Raw genomic sequence first — 15,912 nt, forward strand, 5'->3', positions numbered from 1 at the left:
TGGGTTTTTATGCGTCTACGATCAACGTCGTCGTAGGGGCCCTGGAGACCCCGACTGTCACACGCTCCAGCCCCTACGTTCCCCCATCCTTTCCGACACTCCCCCAGTGGCGACGACGGTCGGAGGGTCCCGACCGACGACCGTACGGGCGTCCCGCGTCCGACGGGATTATCGGCCGTGACGAGCAACTGGCGGCGCATGGACCGGACCGACCCGCGCGAGCGGTACGACGACCTGGTGGTCCGCCGCGAACGGCACGAGGTCGACGCCGAGCGGTTCGACGACTTGCGCGACGCGGAGGTGTTTGGGTCGGGATGGGGCGTCGCAGGCGTCGTCCTCGACGGCGAGGCGCGGAGCACCTCGGGCAGTCGAACGCAGTCCGACGACGGCGAGCGGCTGCTCGCCATCCGCAACGAGGCGTATCCGACGGAGTGGACGCTCCCCGGCGGCGCCGTCGAGGACGGCGAGAGGCTGGACGACGCGGTCGTCCGGGAGGTGCGTGAGGAGACCGGGGTCGCCGTCGAGCCCGTGCGACCCGTCGGCGTCGACGAGAGCGTCGTGGTGTGCGAGGACGGCGTCGACCGTCGCGTCGAGATGGCGTTCGTCCACTTCCTGTGTCGCGCCACCGACTCCGCGGTGGCCGACGGCGACCTGGGCGACCCCGACGAGACGATCACCGAGGCGGCGTGGCTCGAATCGCTGCCAGACGACGTGTTCAACCCCGACCACACCGACGCGGTGTACGAACGCGCCCGGGAACTCCGTGGCCGGTAGCCGATCTGTCTGTGTCATTCCAAAGACACAAATCCTCCGGCGAACAGATAGTCGGGTATGGTCCCCCTCCTGATCCCCGGACTCACGGAACTGTTCATCATCGCGCTGAATTTCGCCATCCTCGCGGGCGTCGTCGGCGGGGTCGTCTACCTCGTCCGCCGAGTCACCGACTCCGGGACCGACGAACGGGTGGAGGAACTGGAAGCGGAGGTCGAGCGACTGCGGGAGGAGCGGGACTCCTGACGGAGCCGGGAGCCGAGCGGGCCCGGATGCGCGTCGCTAGTCGCCGAACGCGCGGAGGACGCCCTGACCGTCGGTGTGGCCGATATCGGGCAGCGAGACCCGCTCGGGGTGGGGCATCAGGACGGCGACGGAGTCCCGGTCGCCGAGGACGCCCGCGACGCTGTGTTTCGAGCCGTTGGGATTCGCCTCGGGAGTCGCCTCGCCGTCTTCGTCACAGTAGCGAAACAGGACCCGATCGTCGGCTTCGAGTTCGTCGAGGCGGTCGTCGTCGATCTCGTAGCGGCCCTCGCCGTGGGCGATGGGGAACTCGACGACTTCGCCCTCGTCGAAGCCCTCGGTCCACGGCGTGTCGGCGTTCTCGACGCGGAGGGCGACGCGCTCGCACTGGAAGCGGGCGCTCTCGTTGGTGGTGAACGCGCCGGGCGTGAGCGACGACTCGCAGCCGATCTGGGCACCGTTGCAGATGCCGAGGACGGGCGTGCCAGAGTCGGCGGCGTCGCGTACCTCGTTCACGATCGGCGAGCGGGCGGCCATGGCGCCGGCTCGCAGGTAGTCGCCGTAGGAGAAGCCGCCGGGCAGGACGACGCCGGTGGTGTCCGCCGGCAGGCCGTCCTCGTGCCAGACGAGTTCGGCGTCGATGTCCAGATGAGCGAGGGCCTGGACGGTGTCCCGGTCGCAGTTGGACCCGCCGAACTGCACGACTGCGACGGTCATCGTTCCTCGACGGTAACCTCGTAGTCGTGGATGGTCGGGTTGGCGAGGAGCCGCTCGGCCATCTCGCCGGCGCGCTCGGCGGCGTCGTCCGCCGACTCGGCGTCCAGATCGAGCTCGAACAGGTCGGCGGCCCGCAGGTCCTCGAGTTCGAACCCGAGCCGTTCGAGCGCGCGCCCGGTCGTCTCCGCCTCGGGGTCGAGCACGCCGTGTTTCAGGCGGACCTCGACCGTCGCGGTGTAGGGGGTCATACCTGAGTGGCGGCGGCGCCGGGAGAAAACGGTTTTGACTCGCCTCGGTCGGGACCGCGCGCCCGACGGGTCGCCCGGACCGCGCGGCCGGTCGACGGTCTCGAAGCCCGCGGCCGGGTCCGGTCGCGCGAGTCAGGCGGTTTCGAATTCGACGGGCTGCCAGTCGTCGGGCTGGTCGGGGAGCCCGCGGACCCGGATGGCGCGCTGGCCGTCGACCTCGCGGAGTTCGACCTTGCCGTCGAACGCCTGGGCGATCGACGAGAGCGTCTGATCGTCGACGGCGCTGGGATCGATCGCGCAGACGCCGAGGCCGTCGGCGGTTCGGATGCGACCCGTCAGCGTGTGGACGAAGCGGAACACGGACTTGGCGGGCGCGTAGACGACGAACGGCGAGAGCGTGTACACGCCGGTCCGGACCTGGCTGGCGCCGTTGGCGTGGATCCGCTCGTACAGCGAGGAGAACTCGATGCCGGTGCCGGTCAGGTCGGCGGGGCTCCCGACCGCGTGGACGTTGTGCTCGTCGTCGTCCACGCCGTTTTCCGTGCAGTCGACGGCGCCGACTCGCGCGAAGTCCAGGTCGCCGCCCAGGGCCTCGTAGTCCGTCAGCGTCTCGCGACCGTCGACGTCGGCCGCGATGAACAGCGCGCCCTCCCGGGAGTGGCGCCGCAGGAGCATCCGCATCGTCAGCTCGCGGATACCCCCCAGCGCCGGGCCGGTGACGAGGATGTTCGTCCCGCGCCCGACGCCCTCGAGCGGGAGGCCCTCGAACGTGTAGGTCGGCTCCTGCAGGCTCACGCGTCATCACCGCCGGTCTCGCCGGCGTCTGCCCCCACGTGTTCGGTCACGCCGCGACCGTCACCATCGGCGTCGCGTTCGTCCTGGCACTCGTTGAGCTGGCGGCGCAGTTCGAGCAGGTCCATCGCCTCGTCGGCGAATCGCCGCAGGTCGGCCAGTTCCGCCTCGGCGAACGCCCGCGGCTCGTCGTGGGTCAGACAGAACGCGCCGATCGTCGCACCCCGAGGGGTCTCCAAGGGCACGCCGGCGTAGGCGCGGATGTCGAGTTCGTCGAGGCGGTCGTTATCGGCGAAGCGATCGTCGGCGTGGGTGTCCTCGACGACCATCAGGTCGTCCCGGAGGATCGTGTGGGTACACATCGAGTCCTCGCGGGCCAGCGTCTCCCAGGAGGCGCCGGCACAGGCGAGAAAGCGCTCCTCGTGGGCGTCGATCACGCCGACGAACGCCACGTCGACGCCGAAGTGCGTCCGCGCGAGCGTCGTCAGCCGGTCGAACGCGTCGGCGGCCTCCATGCCGGGTCGGTCGTACTGTTCGAGCGCGGCGAGACGCTCGTCCTCCCGCGTCGGGAGCGGGTAGCCCACCTGCGTCCGCCCCTGGACGAGGTTGCCGACCATCCGTGCCAGCGCCTCGCGGGCGTTGGGCATGTCCCGCGGGAGGTACTCGACGACGACGTCCTCGCGGTCGACGGTATCGATACGGTCGGGGGACGCGTCGGTGAAGAGAATACAGGGCGTGTCGGGCGTCGTCTCCCGAACCCGCGCCGCCACGTCGAGTCCGGTCCCGTCCGGGAGGTCGTAGGCCGTGACGACGCAGTCGGCGCCCTCGGCCCTGAGGGCGTCGCTCGCCGCGGCGACCGACCCCACCGGGGTCACCGCGACTTCGCCGTCGTCGACGAGCGCCACCCGCGTGGCTTCGAGTTCGGCCTCGTCGGCGTCGGCGCACAACACAGTCAGTTCACGCATTCCGTCTCTGTACTTCCTTTCGACTCCACCGTAATAATTCTCTGCGTACGTGATCCTGCGTTGATAGCGAGTGATCGGGGTAGACCGGACCGACCCGTGGGAACTGGCCGCGCGGGACGAGAACGCTTTAGGCACAGACGCCCGTCAGCGCTATCCGATGACTGTCCGTTCGCACACCCGATCGCCGGCGTCCCGACGGTGGTCGCCGTGACCAGCGACCTGACCGAAATCGTCGTCGTCGGCGACGACGACACGGGGCTCATCGCGGAGATCACCTCGACGCTCTTCGAGCGAAACATCAACATCGAAGACCTCGACCAGGCGGTCCGAGAGGGCGTCTTCCGCATGACCATGCGGGTCGACACCTCTGAGATGATCGTCAAGGAGGAGACCCTGCGGGAGAACCTCCACGACCTCGGCGACGACCTGGGCGTCGACGTGCAAGTTCGGTTCCCCGCCGACCGCGAGACCCAGCAGATCGCCGTCCTCGTCACCAAGGAATCCCACTGCCTGGAGGCGATCTTCGAGGCGTGGGCCAGCGGCAACCTCGGCGCCGACGTGGAGGTCGTCATCGGCAACCACTCCGATCTGGAACCGCTCGCCGAGAAGTACGACGTGCCCTTCCACGACATCGGCGACGAGAAGGGCACGCCCGACGAGGGCGAACTGCTCGAGTTGCTCGCGGAGTACGACACCGACCTGGTCGTGCTGGCGCGGTACATGCGCATCCTCAGTCCGGACGTCGTCTTCCGCTACGAGGACCGCATCATCAACGTCCACCCGTCGCTGTTGCCCGCGTTCCCCGGCGCGTCGGCGTACATGCAAGCCATCGAGGAGGGCGTCCGCATCGCGGGCGTCACCGCCCACTACGTGACCACGGACCTCGATCAGGGCCCGGTCATCACCCAACGGGCGTTCAACGTCCCCGACGACGCGACCGAAGAGGAGCTCCAGGAGATCGGCCAGCCGCTGGAGGCCGAAGCGCTGCTGGAGGCCATCGACCTGCACCTCACCGACGAGGTGACCGTCCACCGCGGACGGACGAAGCTACGTGACCCCGAGGACACCGACGCGCAACTGGGCGCGCCCCGGGATCTGGACCAGGCTAACCCCGACCGGCCGATCGACGGCCTCGGTGAGTTCGTCGCTGGACAGGACGACGACGAGCCCGAGGCCGAAGCCGACGACTGACGGCACGGTCGACCGCTCGTGGCGAACAGGCGACACAACGGCTCGCGGGGCGGCGTGTCGCGCTCCCGCGGAACGCCCCGCGACGGCACTCAGGTCACGGGACCCGTTGGTCCCCTCACCGGACTTGAAGCTACGGAGTCGGGCGGCGTCCAGTCCTCGAATCCGAGAGCCGCCCGTACTCACTCCCCGACCGCGAAGTAGCGGTCCCGGTGGCGACGGCAACCGGGGTTGAACGCCGCGTCGCAGGCCGGACAGGTGTCCTCGCAGTCGAGGTACGCTCGGACGGAGAGCGTCGCGCCGCAGACACCACAGAGCACCGACGGCTCGTCGAACGCGTCGCGGGAGATCCGTTCGGCGTCGTGGTCGGTGACGGCGTCGTGACACCGGAAACAGGGGTAGTAGCAGTCACAGCAGGAAAAACGGATAGCGACCACGTCGACCGCGTCGTCGTAGTGACCGCAACGCGTCTCCGCGTCGATGGCGGCCCCGCGGATCGGGGCGGCGAACCGGTCGTCGGTCTCGGGCGGACGTGTCGTCCGCCGCTTCGAGTCCGGGTCCGTCCTCATCGGTCGGTTCGTACGGATCTCGGCGTCATCGGTCGACCCGTCCGGTCCTCAGAGGTCCCCGACGGTCACGACGGCGGCCTCGAGCGACGGCGCGTCGAAGGCGTCGCGGCCGACGTAGGCGTTGGTACCGGCGCAGTAGAGGTCACGGGCGGCTTCGATCACGCGGTCGTCGAGCGGTTCGGGCCGGTGGTCACAGAGGGACTTCCAGTCGGCGACGCCGCGCTCGTCGGCCTCGGCCTTGGCCGCGGAGACCGCCTCGACCCACTCGGGCTGGGTGCGCTTGTGGTACTGTCGGACGACCTCCTTCGAGACCTGCTGGTCGCCGTAGGAGAACCGGTTCTCGTCGAAGGTGCCGACCACGTCGGCGACGCGGATCTCGCCCTCGTAGTACAGACACTCGATCTTGCCGTCCTCGTGGGTCAGACCGGCGTCTTCGGCGTGGTCGGTGACGACCCGGTCGACCTCGCGGGCGACCGATTCGAGGGCGTCGACGGCGGCGGTGCCGGCGATGCGGTCGGCCTCCGCGCGGGAGAGATAGCGGTCCTGCTCCTCGTACTTGGTGGAGAATTCGACGACGGGGTCCTCGAGGTCGACGGCCTCGTCGGGCCAGGCGTCGAGGTCGAGGCCGTGGTCGGCCGGGTCGGTGCGTTTGCGGAGCGAGGAGCCGACGGGCACGCGGTTGCGAAAGACGATCTCCAGGGGGACGAGATAGTTCTCGCCGGCCTCGGCGTGGTAGGCGTCGTAGTCGTAGCCGCTGGGGTCGTCGCTCTCGTCGCCCTCGAACGGCAGGTCGGGCACCTGCGTGAGCTCGATGACCATCTCGCGGGGCGCCGCGCCGGAATCGAGGGCCTCGTCCAGCGAGACTGCCCCGTCGGTGGCGTCGGTAGCGACGCCCTCGTAGTGGGTGGGGACGCCCTCGGATTCGAGCAACTCGAAGTTGCACGCGCCCATCGTGCACAGCGAGGCGCCCTTGTCGGGGATCTCGTCGGGCATCTTCCCCCAGTCGAACACCGAGTAGTCGTCGGTGAAGACGAACGCGCCGCGGCCCAGGTCGTCGGCAGTGGCGGGCTCGTCCACCCGGAACTCCTTGACAGAGGTCATTGGCGGAGTCTCTCGCGCCCGCGGCAAAGTCGTTTCTCACTCGGGGCCGACCGACCCTCGCGCCGCGGTTCGACGCGGCGGCCCGTCCGCGGTCCAAACGCCTATGCGCGTCGGGTCTGCAGTTGGGTTCGATGGTCGAATCCGTCGGGCTGGCTGTCGGGATCGTTCTCGTCACGACCGGAGCCGTCTGGATCGGCAGTTCCTGGCTGGAGTCGGCGAGCGAGCGGCTCTCGGCGTACTACGGGTTGCCACAGGTCGTCCAGGGGTCGGTGGTCGCGGCGGTCGGGTCGAGTTTCCCCGAGCTGGCGACGGTCGTCGTCTCGGCGCTCGGTGGGGCGCTCGGACTCGGGACCGGTGCGATCGTCGGCTCGGCGATCTTCAACGTTCTCGTGATCCCCGCGGTGGCGGGTATCTCGACGGCCGAGGACATCGAGGCCAACCGAACGCTCGTCTACAAGGAAGCGCAGTTCTACATGCTCGCGGTATCGGCGCTGGTGATCACCTTCGCGATGGCGGTCATCTACCACCCCGTCGGGGGGACGGAGTTCATCACCGGCGAGATGCGGCGCTACCTCGCGGTCATCCCGCTGGCGCTGTACGGGCTGTACATCTTCATCCAGGCCCAGGACACCGCCGACCACGAGGCCGACCCCGACGACGCCGTGGGCATCGACGCCCGGCGACAGTGGGGGTACCTGCTCGCTGGGCTCGCCGTGATCCTCGTGGCCGTCCACGAGCTCGTCGCGGCGGTCGAGGCGATCGGGGCGGCCGTCGGTATCGGCGAGTTCATCATGGGCGCGACCGTCGCCGCCGCGGCGACGAGCCTGCCCGACGCGCTCGTCAGCATCCGCGCCGCCCGCGACGACCGCGGGGTGGCGTCGCTGGCGAACGTGCTCGGGTCGAACACCTTCGACCTGCTCGTGGCTATCCCGGTGGGGGTGCTCATCGTGGGCACGTGGTCGTTCAACTTCGAACTCGCCGTGCCGTTGTTCGCGGTGTTGACGCTGGCCACGGTCCTCCTCTTCACCTTCCTCCGGACGGACCTCGCACTGTCGACCCCCGAGTCGGCCGCCCTGTTGCTCGCGTACGCGCTGTTCGTCGGCTGGGTCGTGCTGGAAGAGGTCTCGAGGGTCGTCACCTTCCTCCCTGGCGTCGTCGGGTGAGCGACGACGGGGCGCCACCGAGTCGTCACGGTCGCCCGTCGTCACGGACGGCGGGCCCATGGGCCGGTTCCCGGCCGCTTATGCCGCTGGCAACAGTGAGAACGTGCAATGGCAGACGACGCCGCGCCGCGGACCAACGTGCCGCGCGGGGAGTTCGACTTCGAGCACGTCCCCGAGACCGACCTGTCGTTCGAGAACGCGCTGGCGAAGGCGCGGGCGGGCGACCGGCTTACCGTCGACGACGGCGTCGAGTTACTGACCACGGGCACCGAACGCGACGGGATCGACCGTCGGCGCAAGGAACTCGTCCTCGAAGCCGCCGACCGTCGGCGCGCCGAGGTCGTCGGCGAGGAAGTCACCTTCGTCGCCAACCTCAACAACAACGTCACCACCGCTTGCAACACCGGCTGCCTGTTCTGTAACTTCAAGGACCGCTCCGAGCAGTTCCGCTCGGCCACCGACGAGGCCCACGGCGGGTTCACCAAGCGGCCCGCAGAATCACGGGAGATCGTCCGCGAAGCCGTCGACCGCGGCATCTACGAGGTCACCTCCGTGTCGGGCCTCCATCCGGCGTTCGCGCTCGACGACGAACACCGGGCGATCCTGGAAGCGAGCGACCGCGGCGACCTGAACTACCGCCCGCCCGAGGAGTACGACGTTGACCCGGGCACCTACTGCGAGCAGATCGAAGCCATGAGCGTCGGCGGCGTCCACGTCCACTCGATGACGCCCGAGGAGGCCTACCACGGCCGTCGCGGCACCGACTGGTCCTACGAGGAAGTGTACGGCCGGCTGCAAGCGGCGGGGCTGGACTCGGTCCCCGGGACCGCGGCGGAGATCCTCGTCGACGAGGTGCGCGAGGTGATCTGTCCCGGGAAGATCGGGACCGACGAGTGGCTCGAGGCGATGGAGGCGGCGGCGTCGGTCGGCCTCGACGTGACCGCGACGATCATGTACGGTCACGTCGAAAACGAGATGCACCGCGCGCTTCATCTGCAGCGCATCCGCGAGCTACAGGAGCGGACGGGCGCGATCACCGAGTTCGTCCCCCTCTCCTTTGTCCACCGGGAGACCCCGCTGTACGAGGAGGGGATGGTCGATGCCGGGGCGACGACCGACGAGGACGAGCTGCTAGTCGCCGTCTCGCGACTGTTCCTCGACAACGTCGAGCACATCCAGTCCTCGTGGGTGAAATACGGTGACGAGGGAGGGCTGAAGATGCTCTCCTGTGGCGCCGACGACTTCATGGGCACCATCCTGAGCGAGGAGATCACCAAGCGAGCGGGCGGGGCCTACGGCGAGGTGCGCTCGTTCGAGGAGTACGTCGAGATGATCGACGCCATCGGCCGGGTCCCGGTAGAGCGCTCGACGGACTACCGCCAGCGCCGCCGGATCGACCCCGACGCCGGCCCGCACGGCCCCGAACTGGGACCGAAGGCCGACGGGACGCCGCTGGTCGACCCCGAGTGGCTAGGCGAGCCCGCGAGCGACCAGGCGGGCGCGGACGACTGACCGGGAGCGGGCGGCGCTACCGCACGAGCGATCGCCGGAGTCGAAAGCGGCGAGCCCGGCGCTCCGACGGGACTATCCGTTCGGTGGGCGAACACGACCGCGATGGCAGAGACCCTCCGCGAAGCGCTCCGGGAACAGGTGACGCTCCGGGCGGTCGCCCAGTGGCTCGTCGCCGGCGCCGTGCTCTATCATCTGCTCGACCCCGCCCCCGCGCAGTTCGTGACGACGACCGTCTCGATGGCGATATTCGGACTGACCGAACTCGTCACCGACGTGTACGACGTGCGCCGGTCGGTCAGAAACGCGGGGTTCGGCGTGTACGCGCTGATCGGCGGCGCCGCGATGGCCCTGTCGGATCCGAGCGTCGTCGCGTTCCCGGTCGCCTTCCTGCTGGTCGGCGCCTGGTTCGTCCTCGACGCCGTCCAGACGGTCCGCCACGAGGGTGCGACCGAGGACCAGCCCACCGGCCGCGAGGTGTATCACGACTACGTCGGCCGGCGGGTTCGGGAGGTACTCGAAGACGGCCCACGAACGCGCCGCGAGCTGTCCGAGGCGCTCGACGCCGACGACGAGTCTATCGACGCCGCCGTCGCGAAACTCCAGTCCCGGGGCGTCGTCGTCCGCGAGGGCAGCGCGTTCCGCGCCGTCGATCTCGACGACGGCGGGATGGCGGCCCAGGTCGCCGGGCTGGTCCGACGGATCGCCCGTCCGCTCACGCTCGAACTCGGCGGTGACGAGGCGGACGCCGACGCCATCGACCGGAACGACAGTGTCGCCGACGGGAACGGTGGCCGGAGCGATCGCGACGACGCCGCGGCTGGCGAGCGGGGTCACGAGCGCGAGTACGAGACGGCCGACCGCGGGTGAGCGGCGGCGTCAGCGAGGGAACGACGGCCCCGGGAGAGGGAAGGAGATTCAGGGCGACGTGGGACGAGCGCCCGGGGTCGCCGTGACCGTGCCCGTCCAGCACCAGTCGATACGGACGCGTCCGGCCTATTCCTGTTGCCAGTCATACGAGGTAGATTTATACGTAGGCGTTTTCCGTCGCGGCCCCCTGTGGTCGGTATGCGCTACGTGACCGTTCGGGTGACCCACGCGGAGGGCGACGCGTTCCACCCGCTGGGCGCGGCGGTGGCCGACGAGCCGGCGGTCACCACCGGCCCGATCCACCAGCTGGAGCTGATCGACGGCGACACCGGCGTCTCGCTGTCCGAGATCCGGTCGGGGCTCGACCGCTACAGCGAGGTCCTCGGCGAGTCGCCGTACGTCATCGAGTACACGACGACGGGCGCCGACCGGGGGTTCGCCTACACCCACTTCGAGCTGGACGACCTGATACGGCGACTCATGCAGTACCGGCGTAGTTCGGAGCTGATCGTCGAGATGCCGATCGAGTCCGAACCGGACGGCGCGACCGTGGTCACGCTCGTCGGGGACGCCAGCGCGTTCGTCGGCGCGTTCGACGGCGTCCCCGAGGAGGTCAGCGTCGAAGTGGTCGAGACCGGCGCGTACGACCCGGGCGTCCGCCAGCTGTTCGGCCGCCTGACCGCCCGCCAACGCGAAGTGCTCTCGACCGCAGTGCGAGCCGGCTACTACGAGAACCCCCGCGAGGTGACCCACGACGACCTGGCCGCCGAACTCGGAGTGTCGCCCGCGACCGTCGGCGAACACCTCCGGAAGATCGAGTCGCGCGTCTTCTCCGGGTTCGTCGCCGGCGAGTAGCGGAAGCGCCGTCCGTGCGAACACATCGGACTCTCCACTCCGGTCGCGCGCTCTCTCGAGTCGGAACGGACTTTTGCCAGGAGCGCTTTCCCGGAGACACCGATGAACGCGGACGCGGTCGTGCTCGACGTCGACGGCGTGCTCGTCGACGTGGCCGACTCCTACCGCCGGGCGATCGTCGAGTCGGTGTCCCGTGTCTACGGCGACACCATCGAAAAAGCCGATATCCAGCAGTTCAAGGACGCTGGCGGCTTCAACAACGACTGGGAGCTCACGTACGCCGCCGCGCTGTACGTGCTGGCGCGTGATGAGGGGCTCGCGCTCTCGCTCTCGTCGTTCACCGACCGAGTGGCAGCCACGGGCGGAGGCGTCTCGGCGGCCGAGACGGTCGTCCTCGACGCGCTGGGTCCCGCGGCGCGCGAACGCGTCATGAACGAGTGGGACCCCGACCGCCTCCGGCAGGTGTTCCAGCAGCTGTACCTCGGGAGCGACCGCTACCGCGAGTTCGAAGGCGCCGAGCCCGAACTGGACACGCCGGGGTACATCCGAGACGAACCGGTCATCCTCGACGGCGAGACGACCGCGGCCCTCGACGCGCGCTACGACGTGGGCGTGCTGACGGGCCGCCCCGCGCCCGAAGCCGACGTCGCCCTGGGCCGGGTCGGACTCGACGTGCCCGACGAGCACCGCTTCACGATGGACGACTGGGAGGAGGGCAAACCGCACCCGCGGGCGCTGGTGACCCTCGCCGAGCGCTTCGACGCCGATTCCGTGGTGTTCGTCGGCGACACGCTCGACGACATCGAGACGGCGGTCAACGCCGCCGACGAGGACCCAGACCGAACGTATCGCGGCGTCGGCGTCCTCACCGGCGGGCTGACTGGCGAGGCGGGGCGTCGGAAGTACGAACGGGCCGGCGCGACCGCGGTGGTCGACTCCGTCAACGACCTGCCCGCGTTGCTCGACGGCGACTGACTCGGCGGCGGGGGCCGAACGCGACCGGTCTCGGCGGCCCGCGGTCGGTAGCACCCCGCCGCACTCGCCGAATCGCTAACCCTTATCCTGATCTCGGCCCAGAGTCCGCTATGGACATCGCACTACTCGGCGGAACTGGCGACATCGGTGAGGGACTGGCGCTGCGCTGGGCGTACCACACGTCCCACACCGTGGTCGTCGGTTCACGGGACGCCGAACGGGCCGACGAGAAGGCCGAGGAGTACGCGACCGAACTCGACAGCCGCGGCGTCGAGAGCGATATCGACGGCGCCGAGAACGCCGCGGCCGCAGCCCGCGCCGACGTGGTCGTCGCCGCAGTCCCCGCGTACCACCTCACGGACACGATCGAGGCCGTCGCCGACGAACTCGACGCCGGCGACGTGCTCGTCTCGCCCGCCGTGGGCATGAAACGCGACGAGGAGGGGATGCACTACAACAGACCCGGTGCTGGCAGCGTCACCGCGCTGGCGGCCGGCGCCGCACCGGACGACGTGGCCGTCGTCGGCGCGTTCCACAACCTCGCCGCCGACCGCCTCGCGAACCTCGACGCCGAGCTGGACGTGGACACGCTCGTCGTCGGCGACGACGAGGACGCCGTCGACACCGTCTCGGCGCTGGCCGAAGGCGTCGAGGGCCTGCGCGCGGTCTCCGCCGGCGGCATCGCCAACGCCGCCGAGATCGAGGGCCTGACGCCCCTGCTGATCAACATCGCGATGAACAACGAGGGGATGCACGACGTGGGCGTGAAGTTCCACTGACGGCGGACCAGTTCGCTACTCGACCGTCTCGGGCAACGCCTCGACCAGATCGACGGCCGCGTCGACCGCTCGGGCGCCCTTCTCGATCCGAGCGCGAGCCTCCGCCGCGCTCATGTTCGGCCCCTGAACCCCGAACGTGACGGGGGTATCGCGGTCGACGCTCACGGCGCTCAACTGCCGTGCGGCCGTGTGCGTGACCACTCGGTCGTGGTCGGTATCGCCCGTGATCACGACGCCCAACACGACCACCGCGTCGATATCGTCCCGGCGGGCGAGCCGGTCGGCCGCCAGCGGCGCGTCGTAGACGCCGGGAACGGCCACCCGTTCGGCGACCTCGGCGTCGCGCCGGTCGGCGTTCGTCCGCGCCTGTGCCTCCATCGCCGCCGCGAGTTCCTCGTAGAACTCCGCGACGACGAGTCCGAGCGTGACCATGGCCGTCGTCCGTCGTAGCGTTTGAAATTCGTTTTCGTTCTCGAAATTGAGACGGTGGGTGGCGGCCGCGTCGCTACCGCTGTCGCTCGGCGCGTTCGAGAAGCGGAGATCAGGAAGGGCAGACTACGCGGAGGCCTGGTTGAGCGCGTCCTCGATGTCGTCGGCCTGGGTGACGCCGACGAATCGCTCGACGATACCGTCGTCGTTCTCAACGATGAGGGTCGGCAGCGAGCGGACGTGGTACTCGTTGGCGACGTCTTGCTCCTCGTCGACGTTGATCTTCTCGAAGTCCACCTCGCCGTACTCCTCTTCGAGGTCGTCCAGGATCGGGTCCTGGGTCTTGCAGGGGCCACACCAGTCGGCGTAGAAGTCCTTGAGCGTGACTGTCATAGGTTCACCGAAAATTGCGAATCCGGAGAGATAAGGGTTTCCACTACCGCCGATCGGCCGCCCCGACGGTCGCACGAGTGACAGCTTCGGCGGCGCCGATGGCGGTCCGTGTGCCGTCGACGCGAGCCGCCCGAGGTGCGGGGTCAGGACGAAAGGCTTACGCGGGCGGGAGTGGGAGAGAGAGGTATGAGCAGCAACGACGGCGGCGGACTGATGTCCAGCGCGGGCCTGGTCCGGTATTTCGACGCCGAAGACCGCAACGCCATCCGTATCGACCCGAAGACGGTCATCGCCTTCGGCGCCATGTTCGGGTTCCTCGTGCTCGTCCTCCGGGCGACGCTCTGAGCGGGGCGCCGCGCCGAGTCGACGGACGACTGCCACTGGTGACGGCTGCGAACCACCGTCGTCAGCCGTGACCGCGACGTTTTCAAGGCCCGCCCGTGAACCCGCGGGTATGCACTTCGACCAGCGGACGCAGGCGGCGCTCCGCGAGGCCGGCCTCTCGACCGATGAGATCCGGGCCGCCTCCGAGCGCGTCGTCGAGGCGACCGGCGAGGCCGCCGCCGACCTCGAAACGTTCTTCACCGACCGCGACACCGTCTACTCCGACATGGACCAGGCCCACTCGGCCGAACAGTTCCCCGAACACGCCGTCGAGTACCTCGATCTGTTCACCCACGCCGACGACATCCGCGGGTATCTGCGGTTCGACACCTGGGGCGTCCCCGTCGAAGGGGGTCGGGTCCTCTCCGACGACGTGGTCGAACTGTCGCTCGGACCGACCGTCGACGACCGGGTCCGCTTCGCGGCCGACCGAGACGCGCTATGAGCGGCGACGACGGGGCCGACGTCGGCGGCGAGGCGAGCGCGAGCGGCGACGCCGCACCGACCGTCCGGGTCCGAGGCATCTACACGACGGCGCTGACGCGGCTGTTCGAGGACGAGGGACTGTCCGTCGTCCAGGCGTCGCCGCCGATCCGCGACCGCTTCGACGACGCGTTCGCGGTCGCGCCCGCCGGTGCCGCGGTCTCGACGACGGACGACCGGCAGGGGGTCGGGATCGTCGGCGACACGGCGGCGGTCGCGGCGGCGCTCGACGCGGGTCGCGGGGTCGGTACGGACGCGCTGGCCTGGCGCGATCCGACGCCGCGGGGCGCAGTCTACGCCGGCGAGGTGACCGAGACGCTCGGCAGCGGTGCGGTCGTCGAACTCGGCGGCGACGCCGTCGGCGAGGACCGGTCGGGATCCGACGGTGACTCGCTCCCGTCGGTCGCCGGCACCGACCCGGAGGGCTTTCTCCCCTATTCGAAGACGGCGGCCCACGTCGAGGCGGGCGACCGACTTCGCGTTCAGGTGAACGAACCCGCCGAGCCGTGGGGGTCGGGCCGGCCGGTGCTGGACACGACCGTCCGCGTCCAGGCCGGGCTGGCGACGCTCGTCCGCGGTTCCTCGCCCGGCGGCAACGGCCCGGAACTGGCCGACCTGCTCCCCGTCGACCCGCCCGAGGGCTGGGGGATCGACTGGGACCGGGCGGCCGACGACGCGGGGCTGGACGAACTCGGCGACGCTCTCGAAGCGGTCACCGAACGGGCGACGGGGCTCGACGCCGCGTTCGACGACGCACCGGACCCCGACGACGCCGCACCGCACTGCTACTGGCCCGGCGAGGCGACGGTCTGGCTCTGGTTCGGCCGCGAGTCGCGGTTCGGCCTCGACGACCGCCGGCGCGACGTAACGGGGACGATGCCCGGCCACCACCGCACGAAGGCCGCGACCAACGGCGCGAGCGCCGCCGTCGACTTCGTGGAAGCGGTCTGTCCCGGCGCCGGAACCGGCGGCGAGACGGAGTTCCCGTTCGACGCCGTGACCAGACAGTTCGGCCCGATGGCGGGCGACAGCGTCCGCATCGACCACGGCAAGCCCGACGGCCGCATGTTCTCGCTGGGCAGTGGCGAGGTCACCCGTCGGGACGCCGACGGCACCGTCGTCGTCGAGCGTCAGATGTCCGGCCGCGGTACCTACGACGCCCTGGGCGTCGACCAGCAGGCCGGCGACGTGGCCGTCACGAAGCTCACCGAGGGCAAGTGGTGGTACCCCACCGTCTACCGCGGCGACGACGGCGAGAAGCGCGGCACGTACGTCAATATCTGCACCCCGGTCGAGGTGTTCCCATCGGTGGTCCGCTACGTCGACCTGCACGTCGACGTGGTCAAACACGCCGACGGGCGCGTCCAGCGGGTCGACGACGACGAACTCGACGCCGCCGTCGCGGCCGGCCACGTCCCCGAAGCCCTCGCGGAGAAGGCCCGAAGCGTCGCCGCCGCCGTCGAGAACGCGCTCTGAGG

General features: G+C 69.9%; 20 protein-coding genes. 12 read left to right on the forward strand and 8 right to left on the reverse strand.

Translation table 11 applies throughout. The features are described 5' to 3' along the window. Positions 1-198: 198 nt before the first annotated feature. Positions 199-774, forward strand: coding sequence for an NUDIX hydrolase (locus I7X12_RS07240; RefSeq protein ID WP_198063171.1), 576 nt, complete (start codon positions 199-201; stop codon positions 772-774). A 57-nt stretch (positions 775-831) separates the two neighbouring features. Then, on the forward strand, positions 832-1,017 hold the full coding sequence (locus I7X12_RS07245; RefSeq protein WP_198063172.1) for a hypothetical protein: 186 nt from the start codon (positions 832-834) through the stop codon (positions 1,015-1,017). Positions 1,018-1,053: 36 nt separating this feature from the next. Here I7X12_RS07245 and purQ read toward each other — a convergent pair whose 3' ends face one another. The 4 genes from purQ to I7X12_RS07265 form a co-directional block, all read right to left on the reverse strand. Beyond that, positions 1,054-1,731: a phosphoribosylformylglycinamidine synthase I gene (gene purQ, locus I7X12_RS07250; protein ID WP_198063173.1), complete on the reverse strand. Its 678-nt coding sequence runs from the start codon at positions 1,729-1,731 to the stop codon at positions 1,054-1,056. Next, entirely contained in the window at positions 1,728-1,979 is a 252-nt protein-coding gene (gene purS / locus I7X12_RS07255) for a phosphoribosylformylglycinamidine synthase subunit PurS (protein ID WP_198063174.1), read from the reverse strand. The genes purQ and purS overlap by 4 nt, the downstream gene beginning before the upstream one ends. Positions 1,980-2,111: 132 nt before the next feature. Then, positions 2,112-2,774 carry a DUF7504 family protein gene (locus I7X12_RS07260; RefSeq protein WP_198063175.1) on the reverse strand — a complete coding sequence of 221 codons (663 nt, stop codon included), beginning with the start codon at positions 2,772-2,774 and terminating at the stop codon, positions 2,112-2,114. Then, complete coding sequence (locus tag I7X12_RS07265) at positions 2,771-3,736, reverse strand: GAF domain-containing protein (protein ID WP_198063176.1); 966 nt, start codon at positions 3,734-3,736, stop codon at positions 2,771-2,773. The genes I7X12_RS07260 and I7X12_RS07265 overlap by 4 nt, the downstream gene beginning before the upstream one ends. A 198-nt stretch (positions 3,737-3,934) precedes the next feature. Here I7X12_RS07265 and I7X12_RS07270 point away from each other — a divergent pair, with 198 nt between their 5' ends. Continuing rightward, positions 3,935-4,927 carry a formyltetrahydrofolate deformylase gene (locus tag I7X12_RS07270; RefSeq protein WP_198063177.1) on the forward strand — a complete coding sequence of 331 codons (993 nt, stop codon included), beginning with the start codon at positions 3,935-3,937 and terminating at the stop codon, positions 4,925-4,927. Between the two features lie 179 nt (positions 4,928-5,106). Here the strand turns inward: I7X12_RS07270 and I7X12_RS07275 are convergent, their stop codons facing one another. Further along, positions 5,107-5,493 (reverse strand): CHY zinc finger protein, encoded by a 387-nt coding sequence (locus I7X12_RS07275; RefSeq protein ID WP_198063178.1) that lies wholly within the window; start codon positions 5,491-5,493, stop codon positions 5,107-5,109. A gap of 48 nt (positions 5,494-5,541) precedes the next feature. Beyond that, complete coding sequence (locus I7X12_RS07280; protein ID WP_198063179.1) at positions 5,542-6,594, reverse strand: phosphoribosylaminoimidazolesuccinocarboxamide synthase; 1,053 nt, start codon at positions 6,592-6,594, stop codon at positions 5,542-5,544. Positions 6,595-6,725: 131 nt separating this feature from the next. Here I7X12_RS07280 and I7X12_RS07285 point away from each other — a divergent pair, with 131 nt between their 5' ends. The 6 genes from I7X12_RS07285 (at position 6,726) to npdG (ending at position 12,745) form a co-directional block, all read left to right on the forward strand. Beyond that, on the forward strand, positions 6,726-7,757 hold the full coding sequence (locus I7X12_RS07285; protein WP_198063180.1) for a sodium:calcium antiporter: 1,032 nt from the start codon (positions 6,726-6,728) through the stop codon (positions 7,755-7,757). A 108-nt stretch (positions 7,758-7,865) separates the two neighbouring features. Next, the gene (gene cofH, locus I7X12_RS07290) at positions 7,866-9,269 is read left to right on the forward strand and encodes a 7,8-didemethyl-8-hydroxy-5-deazariboflavin synthase subunit CofH (RefSeq protein ID WP_198063181.1); all 1,404 of its coding nucleotides are present in this window, start codon (positions 7,866-7,868) and stop codon (positions 9,267-9,269) included. Between the two features lie 102 nt (positions 9,270-9,371). Further along, on the forward strand, positions 9,372-10,136 hold the full coding sequence (locus tag I7X12_RS07295; RefSeq protein WP_198063182.1) for an MFS transporter: 765 nt from the start codon (positions 9,372-9,374) through the stop codon (positions 10,134-10,136). A 198-nt stretch (positions 10,137-10,334) separates the two neighbouring features. Further along, positions 10,335-10,991 (forward strand): helix-turn-helix domain-containing protein, encoded by a 657-nt coding sequence (locus I7X12_RS07300; protein WP_198063183.1) that lies wholly within the window; start codon positions 10,335-10,337, stop codon positions 10,989-10,991. Between the two features lie 102 nt (positions 10,992-11,093). Beyond that, a complete protein-coding gene (locus I7X12_RS07305) occupies positions 11,094-11,966 on the forward strand; it encodes a TIGR01548 family HAD-type hydrolase (protein ID WP_198063184.1) in 873 nt (290 codons plus the stop codon). Between the two features lie 110 nt (positions 11,967-12,076). Then, positions 12,077-12,745 carry an NADPH-dependent F420 reductase gene (gene npdG, locus I7X12_RS07310; RefSeq protein ID WP_198063185.1) on the forward strand — a complete coding sequence of 223 codons (669 nt, stop codon included), beginning with the start codon at positions 12,077-12,079 and terminating at the stop codon, positions 12,743-12,745. 15 nt (positions 12,746-12,760) lie between these two features. Here the strand turns inward: npdG and ribH are convergent, their stop codons facing one another. Both ribH and I7X12_RS07320 read right to left on the reverse strand, forming a co-directional pair. Then, positions 12,761-13,177: a 6,7-dimethyl-8-ribityllumazine synthase gene (ribH, locus tag I7X12_RS07315; protein ID WP_198063186.1), complete on the reverse strand. Its 417-nt coding sequence runs from the start codon at positions 13,175-13,177 to the stop codon at positions 12,761-12,763. Between the two features lie 123 nt (positions 13,178-13,300). Then, entirely contained in the window at positions 13,301-13,567 is a 267-nt protein-coding gene (locus I7X12_RS07320; protein WP_006881970.1) for a thioredoxin family protein, read from the reverse strand. A 186-nt stretch (positions 13,568-13,753) separates the two neighbouring features. On the opposite strand from I7X12_RS07320, the gene I7X12_RS07325 reads away from it, so the two are divergent. From I7X12_RS07325 to I7X12_RS07335, 3 genes are all read left to right on the forward strand, one after another. After that, entirely contained in the window at positions 13,754-13,912 is a 159-nt protein-coding gene (locus I7X12_RS07325) for a preprotein translocase subunit Sec61beta (protein ID WP_006881971.1), read from the forward strand. Positions 13,913-14,021: 109 nt separating this feature from the next. Further along, the gene (locus I7X12_RS07330; RefSeq protein ID WP_198063187.1) at positions 14,022-14,396 is read left to right on the forward strand and encodes a DUF7532 family protein; all 375 of its coding nucleotides are present in this window, start codon (positions 14,022-14,024) and stop codon (positions 14,394-14,396) included. Then, a complete protein-coding gene (locus I7X12_RS07335) occupies positions 14,393-15,910 on the forward strand; it encodes a DUF402 domain-containing protein (protein WP_232343098.1) in 1,518 nt (505 codons plus the stop codon). Before I7X12_RS07330 ends, I7X12_RS07335 begins: the two co-directional genes overlap by 4 nt. The last annotated feature ends 2 nt before the right edge of the window (positions 15,911-15,912 follow it).

The organism is Halosimplex litoreum, from assembly GCF_016065055.1.
Taxonomy (GTDB): domain Archaea; phylum Halobacteriota; class Halobacteria; order Halobacteriales; family Haloarculaceae; genus Halosimplex; species Halosimplex litoreum.

Excerpts from the sequence above, each read along its gene's own strand:
- purS (WP_198063174.1), bottom strand. The coding sequence starts at position 1,979 with ATGACCCCCTACACCGCGACGGTCGAGGTCCGCCTGAAACACGGCGTG.
- I7X12_RS07335 (WP_232343098.1), top strand. The coding sequence starts at position 14,393 with ATGAGCGGCGACGACGGGGCCGACGTCGGCGGCGAGGCGAGCGCGAGC.
- I7X12_RS07305 (WP_198063184.1), top strand. The coding sequence starts at position 11,094 with ATGAACGCGGACGCGGTCGTGCTCGACGTCGACGGCGTGCTCGTCGAC.
- ribH (WP_198063186.1), bottom strand. The coding sequence starts at position 13,177 with ATGGTCACGCTCGGACTCGTCGTCGCGGAGTTCTACGAGGAACTCGCG.
- I7X12_RS07240 (WP_198063171.1), top strand. The coding sequence starts at position 199 with ATGGACCGGACCGACCCGCGCGAGCGGTACGACGACCTGGTGGTCCGC.
- I7X12_RS07320 (WP_006881970.1), bottom strand. The coding sequence starts at position 13,567 with ATGACAGTCACGCTCAAGGACTTCTACGCCGACTGGTGTGGCCCCTGC.
- I7X12_RS07275 (WP_198063178.1), bottom strand. The coding sequence starts at position 5,493 with ATGAGGACGGACCCGGACTCGAAGCGGCGGACGACACGTCCGCCCGAG.
- I7X12_RS07325 (WP_006881971.1), top strand. The coding sequence starts at position 13,754 with ATGAGCAGCAACGACGGCGGCGGACTGATGTCCAGCGCGGGCCTGGTC.
- npdG (WP_198063185.1), top strand. The coding sequence starts at position 12,077 with ATGGACATCGCACTACTCGGCGGAACTGGCGACATCGGTGAGGGACTG.
- I7X12_RS07300 (WP_198063183.1), top strand. The coding sequence starts at position 10,335 with ATGCGCTACGTGACCGTTCGGGTGACCCACGCGGAGGGCGACGCGTTC.
- I7X12_RS07285 (WP_198063180.1), top strand. The coding sequence starts at position 6,726 with ATGGTCGAATCCGTCGGGCTGGCTGTCGGGATCGTTCTCGTCACGACC.
- I7X12_RS07265 (WP_198063176.1), bottom strand. The coding sequence starts at position 3,736 with ATGCGTGAACTGACTGTGTTGTGCGCCGACGCCGACGAGGCCGAACTC.
- I7X12_RS07245 (WP_198063172.1), top strand. The coding sequence starts at position 832 with ATGGTCCCCCTCCTGATCCCCGGACTCACGGAACTGTTCATCATCGCG.
- purQ (WP_198063173.1), bottom strand. The coding sequence starts at position 1,731 with ATGACCGTCGCAGTCGTGCAGTTCGGCGGGTCCAACTGCGACCGGGAC.
- I7X12_RS07330 (WP_198063187.1), top strand. The coding sequence starts at position 14,022 with ATGCACTTCGACCAGCGGACGCAGGCGGCGCTCCGCGAGGCCGGCCTC.
- I7X12_RS07295 (WP_198063182.1), top strand. The coding sequence starts at position 9,372 with ATGGCAGAGACCCTCCGCGAAGCGCTCCGGGAACAGGTGACGCTCCGG.
- cofH (WP_198063181.1), top strand. The coding sequence starts at position 7,866 with ATGGCAGACGACGCCGCGCCGCGGACCAACGTGCCGCGCGGGGAGTTC.
- I7X12_RS07280 (WP_198063179.1), bottom strand. The coding sequence starts at position 6,594 with ATGACCTCTGTCAAGGAGTTCCGGGTGGACGAGCCCGCCACTGCCGAC.